At 65.3% G+C, this 19,719-nt stretch carries 18 protein-coding genes and 1 pseudogene; 16 read left to right on the forward strand and 3 right to left on the reverse strand.

The annotated features are described in order from the left end of the window. Positions 1–125 precede the first annotated feature (125 nt). The 9 genes from BLU67_RS02845 to BLU67_RS02885 all read left to right on the forward strand — a co-directional run bounded on the left by BLU67_RS02845 (position 126) and on the right by BLU67_RS02885 (position 9,620). Positions 126–734 carry a hypothetical protein gene (locus BLU67_RS02845; RefSeq protein ID WP_092561816.1) on the forward strand — a complete coding sequence of 203 codons (609 nt, stop codon included), beginning with the start codon at positions 126–128 and terminating at the stop codon, positions 732–734. After that, positions 731–1,669: a mycothiol synthase gene (gene mshD / locus BLU67_RS02850; RefSeq protein ID WP_092561819.1), complete on the forward strand. Its 939-nt coding sequence runs from the start codon at positions 731–733 to the stop codon at positions 1,667–1,669. Before BLU67_RS02845 ends, mshD begins: the two co-directional genes overlap by 4 nt. Then, the gene (locus BLU67_RS02855; protein WP_092561822.1) at positions 1,659–3,932 is read left to right on the forward strand and encodes an RNA degradosome polyphosphate kinase; all 2,274 of its coding nucleotides are present in this window, start codon (positions 1,659–1,661) and stop codon (positions 3,930–3,932) included. Before mshD ends, BLU67_RS02855 begins: the two co-directional genes overlap by 11 nt. Continuing rightward, positions 3,929–4,894: an NUDIX hydrolase gene (locus BLU67_RS02860; RefSeq protein ID WP_092561825.1), complete on the forward strand. Its 966-nt coding sequence runs from the start codon at positions 3,929–3,931 to the stop codon at positions 4,892–4,894. Before BLU67_RS02855 ends, BLU67_RS02860 begins: the two co-directional genes overlap by 4 nt. A 144-nt stretch (positions 4,895–5,038) precedes the next feature. Continuing rightward, the gene (gene pstS, locus BLU67_RS02865; protein ID WP_092561828.1) at positions 5,039–6,178 is read left to right on the forward strand and encodes a phosphate ABC transporter substrate-binding protein PstS; all 1,140 of its coding nucleotides are present in this window, start codon (positions 5,039–5,041) and stop codon (positions 6,176–6,178) included. A 55-nt stretch (positions 6,179–6,233) separates the two neighbouring features. Next, entirely contained in the window at positions 6,234–7,253 is a 1,020-nt protein-coding gene (gene pstC / locus BLU67_RS02870; RefSeq protein ID WP_092561831.1) for a phosphate ABC transporter permease subunit PstC, read from the forward strand. Beyond that, on the forward strand, positions 7,253–8,215 hold the full coding sequence (gene pstA, locus BLU67_RS02875; protein ID WP_092561835.1) for a phosphate ABC transporter permease PstA: 963 nt from the start codon (positions 7,253–7,255) through the stop codon (positions 8,213–8,215). The genes pstC and pstA overlap by 1 nt, the downstream gene beginning before the upstream one ends. Before the next feature lie 47 nt (positions 8,216–8,262). Continuing rightward, the gene (gene pstB, locus BLU67_RS02880) at positions 8,263–9,042 is read left to right on the forward strand and encodes a phosphate ABC transporter ATP-binding protein PstB (RefSeq protein ID WP_092561838.1); all 780 of its coding nucleotides are present in this window, start codon (positions 8,263–8,265) and stop codon (positions 9,040–9,042) included. A 125-nt stretch (positions 9,043–9,167) separates the two neighbouring features. Beyond that, entirely contained in the window at positions 9,168–9,620 is a 453-nt protein-coding gene (locus BLU67_RS02885) for a DUF4825 domain-containing protein (RefSeq protein ID WP_176780674.1), read from the forward strand. 9 nt (positions 9,621–9,629) lie between these two features. On the opposite strand, the pseudogene BLU67_RS02890 reads toward BLU67_RS02885, so the two are convergent. Next, positions 9,630–10,635 (reverse strand): annotated as a pseudogene (locus tag BLU67_RS02890) (inorganic phosphate transporter). Position 10,636: 1 nt separating this feature from the next. Beyond that, entirely contained in the window at positions 10,637–11,257 is a 621-nt protein-coding gene (locus BLU67_RS02895; RefSeq protein WP_092561844.1) for a DUF47 domain-containing protein, read from the reverse strand. Between the two features lie 405 nt (positions 11,258–11,662). Between BLU67_RS02895 and BLU67_RS02900 the strand changes: the two genes are divergently transcribed. From BLU67_RS02900 to BLU67_RS02910, 4 genes are all read left to right on the forward strand, one after another. Beyond that, positions 11,663–13,243: an HNH endonuclease signature motif containing protein gene (locus tag BLU67_RS02900; RefSeq protein WP_176780675.1), complete on the forward strand. Its 1,581-nt coding sequence runs from the start codon at positions 11,663–11,665 to the stop codon at positions 13,241–13,243. Between the two features lie 72 nt (positions 13,244–13,315). Further along, a complete protein-coding gene (locus BLU67_RS12020; RefSeq protein WP_143027315.1) occupies positions 13,316–14,092 on the forward strand; it encodes a hypothetical protein in 777 nt (258 codons plus the stop codon). Further along, a complete protein-coding gene (locus BLU67_RS12025) occupies positions 14,089–14,670 on the forward strand; it encodes a heme-binding beta-barrel domain-containing protein (protein ID WP_143027316.1) in 582 nt (193 codons plus the stop codon). The genes BLU67_RS12020 and BLU67_RS12025 overlap by 4 nt, the downstream gene beginning before the upstream one ends. Continuing rightward, on the forward strand, positions 14,663–15,775 hold the full coding sequence (locus BLU67_RS02910) for a CAF17-like 4Fe-4S cluster assembly/insertion protein YgfZ (RefSeq protein WP_176780676.1): 1,113 nt from the start codon (positions 14,663–14,665) through the stop codon (positions 15,773–15,775). Before BLU67_RS12025 ends, BLU67_RS02910 begins: the two co-directional genes overlap by 8 nt. Here the strand turns inward: BLU67_RS02910 and BLU67_RS02915 are convergent. Then, positions 15,772–16,164: a Rieske (2Fe-2S) protein gene (locus BLU67_RS02915; protein WP_176780677.1), complete on the reverse strand. Its 393-nt coding sequence runs from the start codon at positions 16,162–16,164 to the stop codon at positions 15,772–15,774. The genes BLU67_RS02910 and BLU67_RS02915 overlap by 4 nt on opposite strands. A gap of 43 nt (positions 16,165–16,207) precedes the next feature. Between BLU67_RS02915 and dtd the strand changes: the two genes are divergently transcribed. The 3 genes from dtd (at position 16,208) to BLU67_RS02930 (ending at position 19,568) form a co-directional block, all read left to right on the forward strand. Continuing rightward, entirely contained in the window at positions 16,208–16,636 is a 429-nt protein-coding gene (dtd, locus tag BLU67_RS02920; protein WP_092561856.1) for a D-aminoacyl-tRNA deacylase, read from the forward strand. Between the two features lie 86 nt (positions 16,637–16,722). Then, positions 16,723–19,332, forward strand: coding sequence for an ATP-dependent Clp protease ATP-binding subunit (locus BLU67_RS02925; protein WP_092561860.1), 2,610 nt, complete (start codon positions 16,723–16,725; stop codon positions 19,330–19,332). Between the two features lie 65 nt (positions 19,333–19,397). Beyond that, complete coding sequence (locus BLU67_RS02930) at positions 19,398–19,568, forward strand: CsbD family protein (RefSeq protein ID WP_092561865.1); 171 nt, start codon at positions 19,398–19,400, stop codon at positions 19,566–19,568. Positions 19,569–19,719: the final 151 nt, after the last annotated feature.

Genomic DNA, 19,719 nt, shown 5'->3' on the forward strand with positions numbered 1-19,719 from the left:
CGAGCGGGCGGGAAAAAATCAGATTGCTATCCTGCTCGGGGAGTCAGGTCGCGCGAAGGGCACGGCCGACGGACAATGGAATTGCCACGAATACGTGCAAAATTGCGCGTATCGGGAAGGAATGTGTGACACATCGAACCCCGCCCCGGCGGCCCGCAATGTGGGAGCCGACCTACCTCGACCGCGTCGAAGGTGGGGTCGACCCAGAGGCCGCCTTTACCGCCGCGTACGAGTCTGCTCGGGTGCTTGTCAGCTACGGCCGTGACACGCAAGACCCCGACGTGCACGCTCGTCTCATGCGCCTGGTCGAAACCGAAGGGATCGAAATCGTCGCAAACCTGTGGGCGCACACCTCCGCAGCATCCCTTCCCGGAGCACTGTGGCGGCTATACGTTGTGCGGGAGTGGATCGTGCGCTCCGATGCCGAAGTCGCGCGCTTGTACAACCGGGGGCTAGAGGCCTCCGAGGTCAACCACGCCGTCGCCGGCGTCCCGCCGCTGCACGGCCCCGACGAGGTCCGCGCAACGATCGACCAGATCTTTGGGGGCGTCTTCACCGGGGATATCGACGTCGCTTTCGACCGGAGTGCTGCCCTCATCCGAGTCGTCCTCGCGGGCGCCGACGACAGGACCGAGGGGATCGATCGCGACAAGCTTGAGACGACAGCATCCGACTTGGAGCTGGCAGCCCACCGGCATCGAGCCGGCGTGCTGCTACAGGGGGAAGAATCATGAAATCACTAGCCGACCTCGACCCCATCATCGCGACCAAACTGGTCGCACTTGCCGAGGAAATCGCCGAGCACGATGGCATCGCCGCCTTCGGAGCAACGGCGCTCGCGGACCTGCGACGTCCGCAGCCGAGAGATGAATACGCCGTCCTCATGGAGGGCGAGGAACCGGTCGCATTCGCCTGGTGCGACGGCACGAGTGCGGAGTTCGGCGTTCACCCCGACCACCGCGGCAAGGGCCTTGGTAAACTCCTGCTGCGCGCAGTGCACAAGCGCTACCCGAAGGCCGCCGTGTGGGCCCACGGCAACCTACCGGGAGCCGAGGCCGTTGCGCGCGACGCGGGCCTGCGTCCCGTTCGCGAGCTGTGGTACATGGAATGCGAGCTCGGCCCGATCGAAGAGCTCATGGAGCATAACGCCGACGAGATGGCGGCCTCGCTCAAGCCCCCTGCCGGTATGGTGCTGCGCGGCTTCAGTGAGGGCGACGAAGCCGACTGGGTCCATACGAACCAGGCCGCATTCGCCGACCACCCCGAACAGTCCCAGGTCGACGAAGCCGCGTTTGCCGAACTGCGCGAAGAAAAATGGTGGCAGCCCCACCTGCTGCGTCTGCTGACGATCAAGAATCCCGCACCGGGGGAGCCCGCCATCGCCGGATTTGTGTGGCTCAAGCCAGCCAAGCCAGGCGTCATGGAAATTTTCGTCGTCGGCGTGCATCCCACCCAGCAGCGCAAGGGGATCGGTTCCCTCTTGATGCGCGAAGCCCTGACGACGGCCGTCAACATGGGGGCCACGCGTGCAGAGCTCTACGTCGATGGAGCGGACAAGGTCGCGATCCACACCTACGAGGTGCAAGGATTCGTTCATAAGGGCACCGACGTGCAATACGTTGGTAGCGAGAGCCTAACGCCTAGCGAGGGTGATGATGATGTCGAGTAATGAGGACCGGGCCGAGGTCGCCGATAATCAGAGCGAACCCGACGATCTACACGAGCACACCCTCGAGGCCGGCGTCGCGCTGAGCTCCGATGAACTCGCCGAAGATATCGCCGACCAGAGCGAAGACTCCCTCCCGCCCTGGGAACAGCCCCTGCCCGAGGGACGCTTTGCCGACCGCGAACTATCCTGGCTCGCCTTTAACGAGCGCGTCCTGGAACAGGCCGAGGACCAAAGCCTGCCGCTGTTAGAGCGCGCCTGGTTCCTCGCGATCTTCGCCTCCAACCTCGATGAGTTCTACATGGTGCGCGTCGCCGGCCTGAAACGCCGCATCGCCACCGGCATGGCCGTCACGGCTGCATCCGGTCTCACCCCGCGCCAGGTGTTGGACGGCATCTCGGTGCGCGCCAAGGAACTGTGCGAGCGCCACGCCCGGGTCTTTACCGACGACGTTTCACCCAAGCTCGCCGCCGAGGGTATCCGGCTGCTGCACTGGCCGGACCTGGAGGACAAGGAGCAGGAGCGCCTCGAAAAGTTCTTCCGCAAGGAGATCTTCCCCGTCCTCACGCCGCTCGCCGTTGACCCGGCCCACCCCTTCCCTTACATCTCCGGTCTGTCCCTCAACCTCGCCGTCATGCTGCGCCACCCGGCGACGAACAAGGAGCACTTCGCGCGCGTCAAGGTGCCGCCGTTGCTGCCGCGCTACATCGCCGTCGACGCCTCCGGTAAGCCTCGCCGGCCGGAAGACATCGGCTCCGAGGAACTTGCCGATGCATCCTTTGTGCCCATCGAGGAGATCATCGGCCAGCACCTCGATCACCTCTTCCCCGGCATGGAGATCATCGAGCATCACACCTTCCGCGTCACCCGCAACGAGGACCTGGAGGTAGAAGAAGACGATGCCGAAAACCTCCTCAAGGCACTCGAAAAGGAGCTCGTGCGGCGCCGCTTCGGCCCCGCCGTCCGCTTGGAGGTCGCCGAGGGCATCTCCAAGAATGTGTTGTCACTGCTGATCCGCGAGCTCGGCGTCAGCGAACAGGACGTCTTCGTCCTTCCCGCACCGCTGGATCTGCGCGGCCTTAACATCATTCACGACCTGGACCTGCCACAGCTGAAGTTCCCAAAATACGTGGCGGTGACAGCCGAACGGCTCGCGCGCGTCGAATCCGCGACGCCTACCGACTTCTTCACCGCGATCCGCGAAAATGAGATCCTCCTGCACCACCCCTATGAGTCGTTCTCGACCTCGGTCCAGCAGTTCTTGACCCAGGCCGCCGCCGACCCCCAGGTCCTTGCCATCAAGCAGACGCTGTACCGCACCTCCGGCGACTCCCCGATCGTCGATGCCCTCATCGATGCCGCTAACGCCGGCAAGCAGGTTCTCGCCCTGGTGGAGATCAAAGCCCGGTTCGATGAGGAAAACAACATCACCTGGGCCCGCAAACTCGAGCAGGCCGGCGTGCACGTCGTCTACGGCCTCGTCGGCCTGAAGACCCACTGCAAGCTCGCGCTCGTCGTGCGCAAGGAAGAGGGCGGACTGCGCCGCTACTGCCACGTCGGCACCGGTAACTACAACCCGAAGACGGCGCGCGGGTATGAGGACCTCGGAGTCCTGACCTGCGATCGCAATGTCGGTCAGGACCTGACCCGGCTGTTCAACCAACTCTCCGGCTACGCGCCCAAGACGAAGTTCCACCGCCTCCTCGTCGCGCCGCGATCCATCCGCACCGGCCTCATCGAACGCATCAACCGCGAAATCGAGAACAAACTCGCCGGCAAGGATGCCTGGATCCGCTTTAAGTGCAACTCCGTTGTCGACGAGGCAACGATCGATGCCCTGTACCGCGCCTCCCAAGCAGGAGTGCGGGTCGACATGGTCGTGCGCGGAATCTGCGCCGTGCGCGCCCAGGTTCCGGGCCTATCGGAGAACATCCACGTGCGCTCCATCCTCGGGCGCTACCTCGAACACGCCCGCATCTACGCCTTCGCCAACGACGGCGAGCCCGATATCTTTATCGGCTCTGCCGACCTCATGCACCGCAACCTCGACCGCCGCGTCGAAGCCCTCATCCGGATCGACGACGAGGAGCACAAGCAGAAGCTGCTCGACCTGCTCGAGCTGTCAATGGCTGATACGACGATGAGCTGGCACCTGGAAGAAGACGGCACCTGGACCCGGCACGCGACCGACGCCAACGGCGAGCCACTGGCCGACTCGCAGGTCGTCATTATGGATCAGACGCGCGGAAGGCTCGCTGCCCGGTGACCGGGGTAGTCCACGCCGCCGGAGCAGTTCTGTGGCGCGAACGCCGCGGCAAACTTGAAGTCCTTCTCGTACACCGTCCGACCTACGACGATTGGGCATGGCCCAAAGGCAAGGTAGAAAAAGGCGAATCCCTGCCCGCTGCCGCCGTGCGCGAAGTCGAGGAAGAAACCGGCTACCGCGTCGCGCTCTCACGTTCCCTTGGCACCGTGCGCTACCGCCTGAAGGACGGACGCCACAAGGAATCGCACTACTGGGCCGCCAATGCCGATGCCCCCGTCGGAATTTGGGATCAGGCCCGCGGCAAGGTCAAGCGTGCCCCGAAAAAAGAAATCGATGAAACCCGCTGGGTCGGCGCCAAGCAGGCGGCCAAGCTGCTGACCTACCCGCACGATCGTGAACCTCTCTTCCAACTCCTGGACGAGTACAACGACGATCGCCTGCGCACCTGGACCGTCCTTATCGTCCGGCATGCGAGAGCCAAGAAGCGTGAAGCATTCGACGGGCCCGAAGAGCGCCGACCGCTGACCGAGAAGCAAGGACGCGATCAAGCCAAGCGGCTCGTGCCATTGCTCAGTGCCTATGGCGTCGCGCGCGTCATCACCTCGCCGTGGGAGCGCTGCGCCGCGACGGTCGAGCCCTACGCGAACGTCATCGGTGCCGAACTGGAAACTGCGTCGGAGCTGACGGAAGCGGCCCATGAGAAGAAGCCGAAGAAGGTCACGCGACTCATCCGCGAGGAGATGTTCACCCCGGGGGAGGTCGTCGCCCTGTGCACCCACCGGCCCGTGATGCCCACGATTATCGAGGCCCTGACCGAGCACACGCCCTACCGCATCATGGAACAGCTGCCGGAAACCGACCCGTGGCTCAAGCCCGCCGAGGTCCTCGTTGTCCACCTGGCTGCGCACCACAAGGGCCGCGTGATTGTCACGGCAATCGAGCATCAGCGTCCGGTCGGTTAACCCCGCGACCGAACTGTGACCTAAACCAAGCCCGCGTTCACGTCGCGTTTACCTTCTTTGACCATTGCGGTCACTTTGGACTCTTACGGTCGACTCGTCGGCCCGCACTGGGCCACGATCATTCGAGACGAAGGACGTATATCCATGCGCAACGGTACCCGTCGCTTGACCGCCGTCACCGCAGCCAGCTTCCTGGCCCTTTCTCTGGCCGCCTGCGGGTCCGACGACGCCGTGAGTGGCTCCACCGGCACCACCGGTGGCTCGGACAACGAGACCACCGACACCGAAACCACCGAGGCAACTGCCTCGCTCAAGGGCTCCATCGCCGGTGCGGGTGCTTCCTCCCAGGAATCCGCAATGAAGGCGTGGATCGCTGAGTTCCAGGGCAAGAACACCGAAGCCACGGTCGCCTACGACCCGGTCGGCTCCGGCGCCGGAATCGAACAGTTCATCGGTGAGAAGGTCCTGTGGGCCGGCTCCGATGCGGCTCTGGAAGGCGACGAGGTCGCCAGCGCTGAGAAGCGTTGTGGCGCCCCCGCCCTCAACCTGCCCATGTACATCTCCCCGGTTGCCGTCATCTTCAACCTTGAGGGCGTCGAGAACCTCAACATGAAGGCCGACACCATCGCCAAGGTGTTCGCGGGCGAGATCACCAAGTGGAACGACCCGGCCATCGCCGAGGACAACCCGGACGTCGAGCTGCCGGACCTGGCCATCACGCCGGTCCACCGCGCCGACAAGTCGGGCACCACCGAGAACTTCACCGACTACCTGCACGAAGCCGCTCCGGACGCGTGGCCCCACGAGGCCGACAAGTCCTGGCCGATCTCCGGCGGTGAGTCCGGCGACAAGACCGCTGGTCTCGTCGACGTCGTCAACCGCGCCCAGGGTGCGATCGGCTACGCCGATGCCTCCCAGGCCGGCTCCCTTGGCACCATCGCCTTGGAGACCGCTGACGGCTTCGTGAAGTTCTCCGCTGAGACCGCCGCCAAGGCCGTCGACAACGCGAAGCCCGCGGAAGGTGCGACCGACACCAACATGCCGCTCGTCCTGGAGCGCAAGCCGGATTCGGCCGAAGCCTACCCGCTGGTCCTCGTGGCCTACGAGATCGTCTGCTCCAGCTACCCGGATGCTGAGTCCGGTGAGCTCGTCAAGGGCTTCCTGAACTTCGTTGCCTCCGAAGAGGGCCAGAACGTCGCCGCGAACGCTGCGGGCTCGGCCCCGCTGTCGGCCGAGATGGCCGAAAAGGTCAAGGCCGCGATCGATTCGATCAAGGTCGGCTAACGACTCCACTGCCGCCGGCTCCGTTTTCCTCACACGCGGAGCCGGCGGCACACCCATGGCTCAATCCATCGGAGAACATGTGACCACCGCTCCCTCTCACCCCCAGAGCACCACACCGAAACCCACCAGCTCGAAGCTCAAGTCAGCTCGCGGTACCGGCAAGCAGGGCAACAAGATCTTCTCGGGCGTCTCCACCGGCGCCGCCCTCATGATCCTTGGCACGCTCGCCGCCGTGGCAGCGTTCCTGATCTACCGGGCTTGGCCCGCGCTGACGGACTCCGAACTTCGGATCCGCACGGTCGGCTCCGCCGATACCGTCTCCCTCGCGGCCTTCACCGGCCCGCAGATCTTCGGTACGCTGCTATCCGCCTTCCTCGCGATGCTCATCGCCGTCCCGGTTTCCGTCGGCATCGCACTGTTCATCTCGCACTATGCACCTCGACGAGTGGCCGCGACCCTCGGCTACCTGGTCGACCTGCTCGCCGCGATCCCCTCCGTGCTCTACGGCCTGTGGGGCGGCGTCTGGCTGCTGCCACGGCTGCTGCCGGTCTACGAATGGCTCTCGGACTACCTCGGGTTCATCCCGCTATTCCGTGGCCCGGTCTCGGCCTCCGGCAAGGTTATGGCCTCCGTCGCCATTATCCTGGCGGTCATGATTCTGCCGATCATCACCGCGGTTGCCCGCGAGGTCTTCCTGCAGACGCCCAAGCTGCACGAAGAAGCCGCGCTCGCCCTGGGTGCGACGCGGTGGGAAATGATCAAGATGGCGGTCCTGCCCTTTGGCCGCTCCGGCATTGTCTCCGCCTCGATGCTGGGCCTTGGCCGCGCCCTCGGTGAAACGATGGCCGTCGTCATGGTCCTTGGGATCGGTTCGACCTACAGCTGGGAGATCCTCAAGGCCGGCCAGCACTCGACGATCGCGGCGAACATCGCGCTGCAGTTCCCCGAGTCCAACGCCGAGATCGCCTCCGCGCTAATCGCCACGGGCCTTGCGCTGTTCGTCATCACCATGGTCGTCAACATGGCGGCACGCGCCATCATCGCGCGTCGCGCTGAGTTCTCAGGAGCCAACTAATGAGCGTGCAAACCGCGCCGGAAGGCGCCACCAAGACCAACCCCTTCCTGCCCGCTAACCCGGCGCTCGAGCGCCGCCGCGCGTGGGAAAACCGATTCGCCACGGGGCTCGTGACCGCGGCCTTCGTCCTCGCGATGATTCCGCTGTTCTCGCTGCTGTGGGTCGCGATCTCGCACGGTATTAAGCGGCTCAGCCCCTACTTCCTGTCGGTGTCGATGAACGGCGTCTACGGCGGTATGGATGCGGGCGGTATCTACCACGCGATCATCGGAACGCTGCTCATCACCGGTTGGGCGACGATCATTTCGGTACCGATTGGTATCTTCACCGCGATTTACCTCGTCGAGTACGGCAACAATTCCCGCCTGGCGCGGATGACGACATTCTTCGTCGACGTCATGACGGGTATTCCCTCGATCGTCGCGGGCCTGTTCGCCGCCGCCGCTTTCCACCTGCTCGTCGGTCCCGGCTATCGCGCTGGCATCATGGGCGCTGTCGCGCTGTCGGTTCTCATGATCCCGACGGTCGTGCGCTCCAGCGAAGAGATGCTGCGCCTGGTTCCGAACGAACTGCGGGAAGCCTCCTATGCGCTCGGCGTGCCGAAGTGGCTCACGATCGTCAAGGTCGTACTGCGCACTGCCGCGACCGGTCTGACGACCTCGGTCATGCTCGCCATCGCCCGCGTCATTGGTGAGACGGCACCGCTGCTCATCACGGTCGGCGTGCTGGACAAGATTAACAACAACGTCTTCTCCGGCCGCATGATGACGCTGCCCGTGTTCGTCTACCGGGAATACTCCCAGGGCCTCGTGCCCTGCCGCCCGGACCAGGTCGACTGCATTACGACGATCAACTATGACCGCGCCTGGGCTGCCGCCCTCGTGCTCATCATCATCGTCATGGGCTTGAACCTCATTGCCCGGCTCGTCGCCTACCTGTTCGCCCCGAAGGGCCGCGTCTAGCGGCCAGCAATCCTCACCCACTCCCTCCCTCCACGAAAGGCCATCCCTTGTCGAAGCGAATCGATGTTCGTGACCTGAATATCTACTACGGCGATTTCCAGGCCGTGGCCGATGTCAACATGGTGATCGAACCGCGTTCCATTACCGCACTCATCGGACCCTCCGGCTGCGGTAAGTCCACCTTCCTGCGCACGCTCAACCGGATGCACGAAGTCATCCCCGGCGCCCGCGTCGAAGGTGAAGTCCTCATTGACGACCACAACCTGTACGACCCGAAGGTCGACCCCGTCCAGGTGCGCCGCCTCGTCGGCATGGTCTTCCAGCGCCCCAACCCGTTCCCGACAATGTCGATCGCGGACAACGTGCTCGCGGGCGTCAAGCTCAACAACCGCAAGATGAAGAGCTCGGAAGCATCCGACCTCGTGGAGTCCTCGCTGCGCGGCGCGAACCTGTGGAACGAAGTCAAGGACCGCCTTGACCGTCCCGGCTCCTCGCTGTCCGGTGGACAGCAGCAGCGCCTGTGCATCGCCCGCGCGATCGCGGTGCGCCCCGAGGTTCTCCTCATGGACGAGCCCTGCTCAGCCCTCGACCCCATCTCCACGCTCGCGATCGAAGACCTCATGATCGAGCTCAAGGAGAAGTACACGATCGTCATCGTCACGCACAACATGCAGCAGGCGGCTCGTGTCTCCGATAGGACGGGCTTTTTCAACCTCAAGGCGACGGGCGAGCCCGGCCGCCTGGTTGAAATCGACACCACGGAGACGATGTTCTCCACTCCGTCGCAAAAGGAAACCGAAGACTACATCTCGGGTCGCTTCGGTTAAACCTTTCACGTCTTCCGGTGCAAACCGGGGGTGAGGTGTGGCGGCGGGATGGAGGGTCCCGCCGCCACATGTGTGAGCATCGGCGCTACGATGTCACCACCACAATTCATGACCTTGGGGGAGAAATGAAACTGGTACGGACTCTTGCGGCCGCGCTGCTGGCTGGCGCGATCGCACTGGCAGGCTGCTCCGAACAAGGCGGCGGTGCCGGTGACCTCTTCGATCACCGCGTGGACTACATCGGAGATAACTCCAAGGTCACCCAGCTCCTCGATCAGATCGGCTTCGACGATCTCGGCAAATACACCATCGAACTCGATACCGAGAAGGTACCCCACGGCTTGAAGCTCCGCTTTGATGAAATCAAGGGAGCCGTTGCCGACAGCGCGGTGATGACCAAGGCGACGGAAGCTCTCGGGCTGATCAAGAACCTCGACTATGTCGAGATCTCCAGCGGCAATGACACGTTCCGGCTGGACAAGAATGAGGCCTCCGAAGCGCTCGGATACTCAGTGAAAAAACTGGGGGAATCAAAAGACGCGCTCGAAAAATTCATTTCCGAACGCGTCTCTCGATGACGAGATCTGTTAGCCGAGAATCGGCGTAAACAGGAAGTACATCAACGCCGCGACGCCGGCAGCCGCCGGGATCGTCAGCACCCACGCGACTGCGATATTGCCCGCGACCCCCCCAGCGCACCGCCGACAGCCGCTTCGTCGCACCGACACCCATGATCGCCGAGGTGATCGTGTGGGTCGTGGAAACCGGGGCGTGCCACAAGAACGCGGTCGAATAAAGCACGCCGGCCGCCACCGTTTCGGCAACGAAGCCGCGTGCTGGGTCGAGTTCGATCATCTTGCGTCCGAGGGTCCGCATAATGCGCCAGCCACCGGAGTAGGTGCCAAGCGAGATCGCGGAAGCCGCCGCGAGCTTGACCCACAAGGGGATGCCATCGCCCGGATTCGCCCAGCCATGGGCGACGAGGGCCAGGAAGATCACGCCCATCGTTTTCTGCGCATCCTGCAGGCCGTGGCCCAGGGCCATCGCGGCGGCAGAAATCGTCTGCAGGAGCCGGAAGCGTCGCATCGCGGGGCGGTAGGCCACGTCCTTGAGCCACCACATGAGTCCGACCATCGCGAGATACGCGAGGCCAAAGCCGACGAGGGGGGAGACCACCATCGGAATCACGACTTTTTCCCCGATGACCGTCCAGTGCACCTGGCTAGCGCTCGCTAGACCGGCGCCGGCAAGGCCGCCGATCAGCGCGTGCGAGGACGAGGAAGGTAGCCCGAACCACCAGGTGATGAGGTTCCACACGACCGCACCAACGAGGCCAGAAAAGACAATCGTGAGCCCATGCACCCCTTCGGGAGCGGAGATGATGCCAGAGCCGATGGTCTCGGCCACCCCGGTCCCCAGGAGCGCCCCGATGAGGTTCATGACGGCCGCCATGAGCAACGCCGCACGCGGGGTCAGTGCCCGCGTCGAGACCGAGGTAGCGATCGCGTTGGCGGCGTCGTGGAAGCCATTGGTGTAGTCGAAGACGAGGGCTACGACGATGACGAGGATGACAAGCACCCCAGCGAAATCCACCTTAGGACTCCTTCACCGCGATGGTCTCAACGGCGTTGGCGAGCCGCTCGAAGGCGTCGACGCCACGTTCCAGCGACGTGATGATGTCCTTGAGTTTGATGATCCGCTTGGGATCGTCTTCCTTTTCAAAAAGGTCGGCAAGCAGGCGACGGTATTCCCGGTCGGCTTCATTTTCGAGCCGGTTGATCTCCACCCAGTAATCGCGCAGCGAATCCATCGAGCGCAGTCGGGGAGCGGCCTCCGCGGTGAGTTCGGCGCAGCGCTGCAGGACGTTGACCTGGGCGACGACGCGCTTGGGCAGCTCACCGATCTTGTACAACACGATGAGGTCGCCGGCCTCATCCATGTAGTCCATGCAGTCATCCATATTGGATGCGAGAAGGTACAGGTCGTCACGATCCAGTGGCGTGACGAACGTTTGGTTCAGCTTCTGGTAGAGCTTGTGGGTGAAGCCATCGGCCTCGTTTTCCACCTCGTGAAGCTTGGCCGCCAGTTCCTTGCGGTCCTTCATGTCAGCGTTCAGAATCTGCACCAAAAGCGCGGATCCACGCACGAGACAGTCAGCTGTCTCGGCCATGATGTCGAAGAATGAACTGTCGTGGGGAGTTACTCGAAATCGCACGGAATCTCCTGAATGGTGACGGGCGGACAGGCGGTCGGCCACATCCGCAACCAGGGTAGATCACGATCGGCGAAAGTCATAGAAAACCTGCAACCAGCCATTAGGGTCCCGTTCACATTTGGGTCACCCCGCGCGCTGACTTAGGCCATCTGGTACTTACGTCCCGACACCGGTGAGAGTGAGACCACCGATGGCATGAAAAAGCCCCGGACCGGCAGGCGCCTGACGGCGCGAGGCCGCTCGAAGCGGCAAATGTTGGAGCCCGGGGCTTGCCGATCCGGGACTGAAGAACTATATGCACAAGGTGCCCAGCCGCGCCATCCAATGTGGACAAGCCCACGCGGTTTCCGCCCGTGTCATGGCGAGGTGATTGACTTCCCACACGTCGATCACGCTGGAGGCATCATGGAACCGGACACCCCACCACCGGAAGACGACCCGGAGTTCCTCGACTTCGAGGTCGAGACGGCCCATGAGGCCTACGTGCGCCACAATCGGGCCAATCACGCGCGCGATACCGAGTTGCGACAGGCGCTTGTCCACAGCTACCAGGTCGTGGAGCGGATGCTCGAACCCGTGCAAATCCTCACCGAGTCGCCGGCATGCGATGACGTCAGTGGGATGACTCATATCGTCGCGGCCGGTCAGGTCGCTCGCCTCATTAACCGCGCGCACGCCGCACTGCTGCGCCACGCCATGCATGCGCAAGCCTCCCGCGCGTTCATGTTCGATGACCCAGCCGGCGGGCTCGACACGACGGGGGAGCAGCTGGCGCGCTCGCTTGGCATCTCCACCTACAAGGCCGGCAAACTCCTCGGCGCCGCCGCCCAAATCTACGACCACCTGCCACATACTGCCGCCGCCCTGGATGCCGGGGAACTCTCCCTCGACAAAGCCATCGTCCTGGCCGATGGGCTGCGCGGGGTCCCGCCGCATCTCGCCCACGCGGTCGAAAGCGTGGCGCTCAGCCACGCCAGCGTCCGCACGGTGAGCGAAATCCGCAAGGACATCGAGCGGCTCCTGATCGAACTCGATCCTGACACCGCTAATGAACTGCACGCCGATGCCAGCGAGCGCCGCCGGGTCAGTCGGCCGCGCTCGCGTGCCCATGGCATGGCGCTCATGCGGATGGACCTCACCGCCGAGCAGAGTGCCAGTATCGATCACGCCCTCGATGCCGCGGCCCGCGCGGCCCTGACGGCGGGGGACTGCCGCACGTATCACCAGCTGCGCGCCGACGTCCTTGCGAGCTGGGCGATCACAGCCCTGCAAACTGGCGCCCACCTCACGACGACCTGCGGCGATCCGGTCCACATCCCACCGACCAAGATCGCCGTGACCGTGCCGCTCGAGGTGCTCGCGCGCCTTTTGCCCGGCTGGGACCCACACCGCGCACCCGCGGCAGTGCTGGCTGATCTATACGACGGCGATGCCGAAACGGCCGAGCGAACCGCTCAGCTCCTCGGCGATGGCCGCCAGATCCTCGAGCTAAGCCGGGACGCGCTCGGGCGGCCAGTCGGGCGGACCGAGGCCGCGTGGGTCGAAGGTTATGGGCCGATCGCGCCCGCGCTCGGAGCGCTCTTGGCCGCCGGCGGCACGTGGCAGCGGATCATCACCGATGGGCCGAGTGGCGTCCCGCTGGACGTCGGCCGTCACCGGTATCGCCCACCGGCAGCGATCGAAGCGGCCGTGCGGGCACGCGACCTGGCCTGCCAAGGCCCGGGCTGTGATTCGCGCGCTCGCGGTGAGCTCGACCACGTCATCGAGTGGCACGACGGGGGCGGCACGAGCGTCGGCAATCTCCTCGTGCTGTGCAAACGCTGCCACCGCCGAAAGTCCGCCGCCGGGGAATACCTCATTGCGGTGCGCCCCGATGGCTCGCGCGTGTGGCAAACACCCACCGGTACCTATACGAGCTATCCCGCACGCGCGTTTCGCCGGATCAGCCACGATGCCCTCCCGCTGCCATTCCCGGACGCCGCCTAGCGCCAGCAGCCACCTGTCGATAAGGCACAATAGATCCTGACCCGAGAACGGAAATGGAGTTGACGCGCCTTGATGACCGCACCCATGCGCGGGGGAGTCACCGCCGCCGCATCCGCGACTCTCGCGCTCACCGCGTTCATCGGTCACGAGAACAACGCGCAGGGGATCACGATCGCGGCGATCCTTGCCGTCGCCGTCGCATTCTTCGCCGCCGGCTGGCCGCGCCTCCTCGGTATTCCCGCCCAGCGCGGCGCCTCCAGCGTCATCGCACTTTCCGGCTTCGGCGCGCTCGTGATCGCCGTGACCACCCACCAGTTCCGGCTGCTGCCCATCGTGCTAGCGGCCGGCGTCGTCGCCTCCTTCGTCCACCAGATGCTGCGCACCGACGGCAGGCCCCGGCTCGTGGAATCCGTCTCCGCGACGGTGACCGGCGTCATCGTCGTCACCCTGGGTGCCGGCTGGGTGACCGTCGTGACCCGCTATGGCGAGACCGACGCCCTGAACCATCCGCTGCCCATGGCGATGATCCTCGTTGGCGCCTGTTCGCTGACCGGCGCGACGATCGGCTCCATCGTCTTTCCCCGCGCCGTCTCGGCCTACTTCGCCACGCTGCTTGCCACCGGCATCGGGACCGGGGTCGGCTGGATCTTCCCCTCGGTTGGCTGGCTGCCCGGCCTCATCACCGGCTTCAGCGTGGGCGTGCTCTATACCGGCATGCACATCCTGTTTGGCATGTTTCCGGCCTCGCGCCGGGTGCGCCCCGCCATCGCCGCGGCCCTGCTCCCGGTCCTTGCCTCCGGCATCGTCGTCTATATCGTGGCGCGCGCAATCGCTACGGTAGAGGTATGACGAACAACGGCGAGCCTGGCATCGAAATTGCACCCCTGGCCTGGCTGCTAGGCACCTGGCGCGGCTGGGGAGCCTTCAGCGGCGGCGGCGTCGAACACCAGGTCCTCATCCACGATTTCACCGTCACCCACGATGGCGGCCCCTACCTCATCGCCGTGTCCACGTTCTATACCGCCTCGGCTCCGGCTGGCAGCATCGCCGCCGATGCGAGCGCGCGCGAGGGACTCGCAGCGCTTACGACCGAGGACGTGTGGGGCACCGAGACGCTCTACCTGCGGCTGCGCCCGGACGCCATCGGCGGTCCCGCGCCGCACGATATCGAGGGCATGCTCGCCGATCCCGCTGGATTTACCGCAGCGCTCGCCGGCCGCGCGAGCGAAAACGTCGCGGCCCTTTCCGCCACCGCCATCGCGGCCACCGCCACCGCGGCGCCCGTCACGGAACTGGAGCGCCGCTACCTGCTCACCGATGGCGAGCTCATGTGGTCCGCCGCCATGGCGGCCTTCGGAAACGAGCTCGCCCCATACCTCACCGTGCGGCTGGCCTGCACCGATCACGAGGAGCCCACCGATGTTTGATCTGTCCCGCCTCGACGGCGCCGTCACGTCCGAGGCCGAGCCGGATGTGCTGCTTCACCGCGGCCGCCCCGTCCACGAATACCGCGACTTTCTCGCCGGCCGCGCGATCGTCGTCCGCAATGATCTCGCGGCGATCGAGATCTCCGGCCAGGACCGCCTCACCTGGCTGCATACGCTGTCCAGCCAGCACCTGAACCAGCTGGCTGCCGGAACCCCGACGGAGGCGCTGATCCTCACCGCCAACGGGCACATCACGGCCCAGCTGCGGATCATCGACGACGGCGAGCGCGTCCTCACTTACGTCGACCGGGCCGGGCTCTCGGCCACGCTCGAGCACCTGCAACGCATGGTCTTCGCCGCGCGCGTCACGATCACCCAGGCGCCCGGCACCGTCGTGGCGCTCGCGGGCGCCGCGATTGACGCCCCGCCGCTTGATGTGACCGCCATCTGGCGCGATCCGTGGCCGCACGTGCCCGGCGGCACGACCTTCACCCCGCCGGGCGTCGAACCCGAGGTTGAACCGATCGCCCTCGCGCTCGCCACCGAGGAGGCGCTTTCCGACTTCGCGGCAACCCACCCCGAGGCCATCGCCGGCACGTGGGCATGCGAGGCGGCCCGCATAGCCTCCTGGCGGCCGAGCTTCGCGAGCGAAGTCGATGAGCGCGCCATCCCCATGGAACTCGACTGGCTGCGCACCGCCGTGCACCTGAACAAGGGCTGCTATGCGGGCCAGGAGACGATCGCTCGCGTCGTGAACCTTGGCCGTCCACCCCGGCGCCTCACCCTGCTGCACCTCGACGGCGGCGCCGAACACCTCCCGGCCCCCGGCAGCGACGTCAGCCTCGGCGCCAAGCGCGTCGGGCATGTCACGAGCTCGATCCGTCACCCGGAACTCGGCCCCATCGCCCTCGCGTTGCTCAAGCGCAACACGCCCGCGGACGCCGAGCTCCTCGTCGATGAGGTCCCCGCCAAGCAGGAGATCATTGTGAGCCCCGAGGGCGTCAGCGCGGCCCGGCCCGAGACGCGCCCGGGCGATGAGTTACGCGGCGTGCGCGATCGCGGCTTGCAGAAGCCCCCGACGCTCGGCGGCCTCGGCAAGTTCTAGGCGACGACGACCTTATCGCCGTCCAGGCGCACGTCGATCGGCGAGAGCGCCTGCGTCGCCGGTCCGCGCTCGACTTCGCCCGTCGCGGCATTAAACAGCGAGCCGTGGCACGGGCAGTCGAGCACGCCGTCCTTCTTACGCACGATGCACCCGGCGTGGGGGCACGTCGCGGAAAATGCGCGCACCTTTTCGCCGTCGCGCACGACGACGACATCCGCCCCCGCAGCGGTGCGCGTGACGAAGGCGTCGTCGGTGAAATCCGCCGTCGTGCCAAGGACCTCGCCCGCCTCACCGGCCGATTGTGAGGAGCCGGAACAGGCGACGAGGACGCCCCCGAGTCCGGCGGCGGAAGCGGCAATGGCGGCGCGGCGAGTGATGGCAGAGGTCATAGTTCTATTATGCGCCGCAATCGGGCCCACTAGACTGCCTGCCATGAGAGCAGTGTTGCAGCGCGTCACGCGCGCGAGCGTTGAAGTCGATTCGAGGATCGTCGGCGAGATCACCCGCCCGGGCCTGCTGGTCCTGCTCGGCGCCACGCACGATGACGGCGAAGAGCAATGCCAGTGGATGGCGCGCAAGATTCACGATCTGCGCATCCTGGGCGACGAAGAATCCGTCGGCGATCTTCGCGCCCCCGTCCTCATCGTCTCCCAGTTCACGCTGTATGCCGACGTGAAAAAGGGCCGCCGACCCTCCTGGTCGAAGGCCGCGCCCGGCGACGTCGCCGAACCCCTGATCGAACGCGTCGCGCAACTGTTGCGCGAGCGCGGCATCGAGGTCGCCACCGGCGTCTTCGGCGCGGACATGGCGGTCAGCCTCATCAACGACGGGCCCGTCACCCTGATCGTGGAAAGCCCGTAACCCTCACGCCTGTGGCGAACAGATGAGCAGCCGGCTGGCTGGCCTGGATACCATCGAACAACGCCCCTAGCACCCAAGGAGAGCAGATGTTCGAACGGTTTACCGATCGCGCCCGCCGCGTCGTCGTCCTCGCGCAGGAAGAAGCGCGGATGCTCAACCACAACTACATCGGGACCGAGCACGTGCTCCTCGGCCTCATCCACGAGGGTGAGGGAGTCGCCGCCCGCGCGCTGCAGGCCCTCGACATCTCGCTGGAGGCCGTCCGCGAGCAGGTCATCAACATGATCGGGGAGGGCCAGCAAGCGCCCTCCGGCCACATCCCGTTCACCCCGCGCGCCAAGCGCGTCCTCGAACTTTCGCTGCGCGAAGCCCTGCAGCTCGGCCACGGCTACATCGGAACCGAGCACATCCTGCTCGGCCTCATCCGCGAGGGCGAATCCGTCGCGGCTCAGGTGCTGCAAAAGCTCGGCGCCGATCTGCAGGCCGTGCGCCAGCAGGTCATGATGCTGCTGAGCGGTTACGAGGGTAAGGAGCCCGTCGCCTCCGGTGGCCCCGCCGCCGATCAGCCCGCGGGCTCGGCCGTGCTCGACCAGTTCGGCCGCAACCTCACGACGGCCGCCCGCGAGGGCAAACTCGATCCGGTCATCGGCCGCGATAACGAGATCGAGCGCGTCATGCAGGTCCTGTCGCGCCGCACCAAGAACAACCCCGTCCTCATCGGCGAGCCCGGCGTCGGCAAGACCGCCGTCGTGGAGGGCCTCGCGCAGGACATCGTCGCCGGCAATGTGCCCGAGACGCTGAAGAACAAGCAGCTTTACACCCTGGACCTCGGCTCGCTCGTTGCAGGATCCCGCTACCGCGGCGATTTCGAAGAGCGCCTGAAGAAGGTCCTGAAAGAAATCCGTACCCGCGGCGATATCGTGCTGTTCATCGACGAGATCCACACCCTCGTCGGGGCGGGCGCCGCCGAGGGCGCCATCGACGCGGCCTCGATCCTGAAGCCCATGCTCGCCCGCGGCGAACTCCAGACGATCGGCGCGACGACGATCGATGAGTACCGCAAGCACATTGAAAAGGACGCGGCCCTGGAGCGTCGCTTCCAGCCGATCCAGGTTCAGGAGCCGACGGTCGCCCACACCGTCGAGATCCTGAAGGGTTTGCGCGATCGCTACGAGGCGCATCACCGCGTGTCCATCACCGACGACGCGCTGAAGGCCGCGGCCGCCCTTGCCGATCGCTACGTCCAGGATCGCCACCTGCCCGATAAGGCCATCGACCTCATCGACGAAGCCGGCGCCCGCCTGCGCATCCGCCGCCTGACCGCGCCGCCGGAGCTGCGCGAGATGGAGGCCCAGATCCAGGAGGTCAAGCGCCAAAAGGAGTCCGCGATCGACGATCAGGACTTCGAGCGCGCCGCCGCCCTGCGCGATGAAGAAGGCCGTCTCATTGCCGCGCGCAACGAGAAGGAAAACAAGTGGCGCTCCGGCGACATGGACGAGATCGCCGAGGTCAATGAGGAACTCATTGCCGAGGTGCTCGCCCAGTCCACCGGCATCCCGGTCTTCAAGCTCACCGAGGCCGAGTCCACCAAGCTGCTGCACATGGAAGACGAGCTGCACAAGCGCATCATCGGTCAGGACATCGCTGTGAAGGCCCTGTCCCAGGCGATCCGACGCACCCGCGCGGGCCTGAAGGATCCGAAGCGCCCCGGCGGCTCCTTCATCTTCGCCGGCCCCACCGGCGTCGGTAAGACGGAGCTGGCCAAAGCCCTGGCCGAATTCCTGTTCGGCGATGAGGACGCCCTCATCCAGCTCGACATGTCCGAGTTCGGCGAGAAGCACACCGCCTCGCGCCTGTTCGGTTCGCCTCCCGGCTACGTCGGCTACGACGAGGGCGGCCAGCTGACCGAAAAGGTCCGCCGCCGGCCGTTCTCCGTCGTTCTGTTCGACGAGGTCGAAAAGGCCCACCCGGATATCTTCAACTCGCTGCTGCAGATTCTGGAAGACGGCCGCCTGACCGACTCGCAGGGTCGCCTCGTGGACTTTAAGAACACCGTCATCATCATGACGACGAACCTCGGCACCCGCGATATCGCCAAGGGCGTCATGACGGGCTTCCAGGCCCACGGCGAACTCGCCACCGACTACGAGCGCATGAAGTCCAAGGTCAACGAAGAGCTCAAGCAGCACTTCCGGCCCGAGTTCTTGAACCGTGTCGATGAGATCGTCGTCTTCCCGCAGCTGAAGAAGGACGAGATCCGCCGCATCGTCGATCTCATGATCGCGCGCCTGGACGAGCGACTGCGCGAGCAGGAGATGACGATCGAGCTCACCGACGCCGCCCGCGATCTGCTGGCCGAACGCGGCTACGATCCGGTCCTCGGCGCCCGGCCGCTGCGCCGCGCCATCCAGCGCGATATCGAAGACGTCCTGTCGGAAAAGATCCTCTTCGGAGAGATCAAGGCCGGCCAGAAGGTCATCGTGGATGCGCAGGGCGAAGGTGTGCTCGGCGAGTTCATCTTCCGCGGCGAGGATGTCGACGAGCTGCCGCCGGTGCGGGCCCCCCACATCGGGGATCCGGACATCGCCGCGCAGCGCTCCATGCTGGTCGAACACGGCTCGGGTTCGGATCACGAGCCGGCAACCGACGGCCAGCCCGAAGACGCCCGCCCGAGCTCCGGGCCCGCCGTCGGGTAAAAAGATGCGAAGGCGGCCGCCTGGGGCTAGCGTGAAAGTACTGTCACCGACGAAAGGAGAACCTTATGGGTCTGGGAGACAAGATTAAGAACGCGGCTCAGGAAGCCAAGGGCAAGGTTAAGGAAGGCGTCGGCGACGCCACCGATAACAAGTCCATGGAAGCCGAAGGCCTGAAGGACCAGGCTGTGGCCAACGCCAAGCAGGCCGGCGAGAACGTCAAGGACGCGTTCAAGTAAGCCAACTGTTCCTACTCACGCGGCGCCCCGCTTCACGAATCCGTGAGGCGGGGCGTCGCCGTTTGTCAGCGCCCCACCGATCCCACCTAGCACATTCTTTCGATCGCCCGTGGGTCACTGGTCCTGCCACGGTCAAAGCGGTCACTGGGTA

The organism is Bowdeniella nasicola (genome assembly GCF_900107735.1).
Taxonomy (GTDB): Bacteria; Actinomycetota; Actinomycetes; order Actinomycetales; family Actinomycetaceae; genus Bowdeniella; species Bowdeniella massiliensis.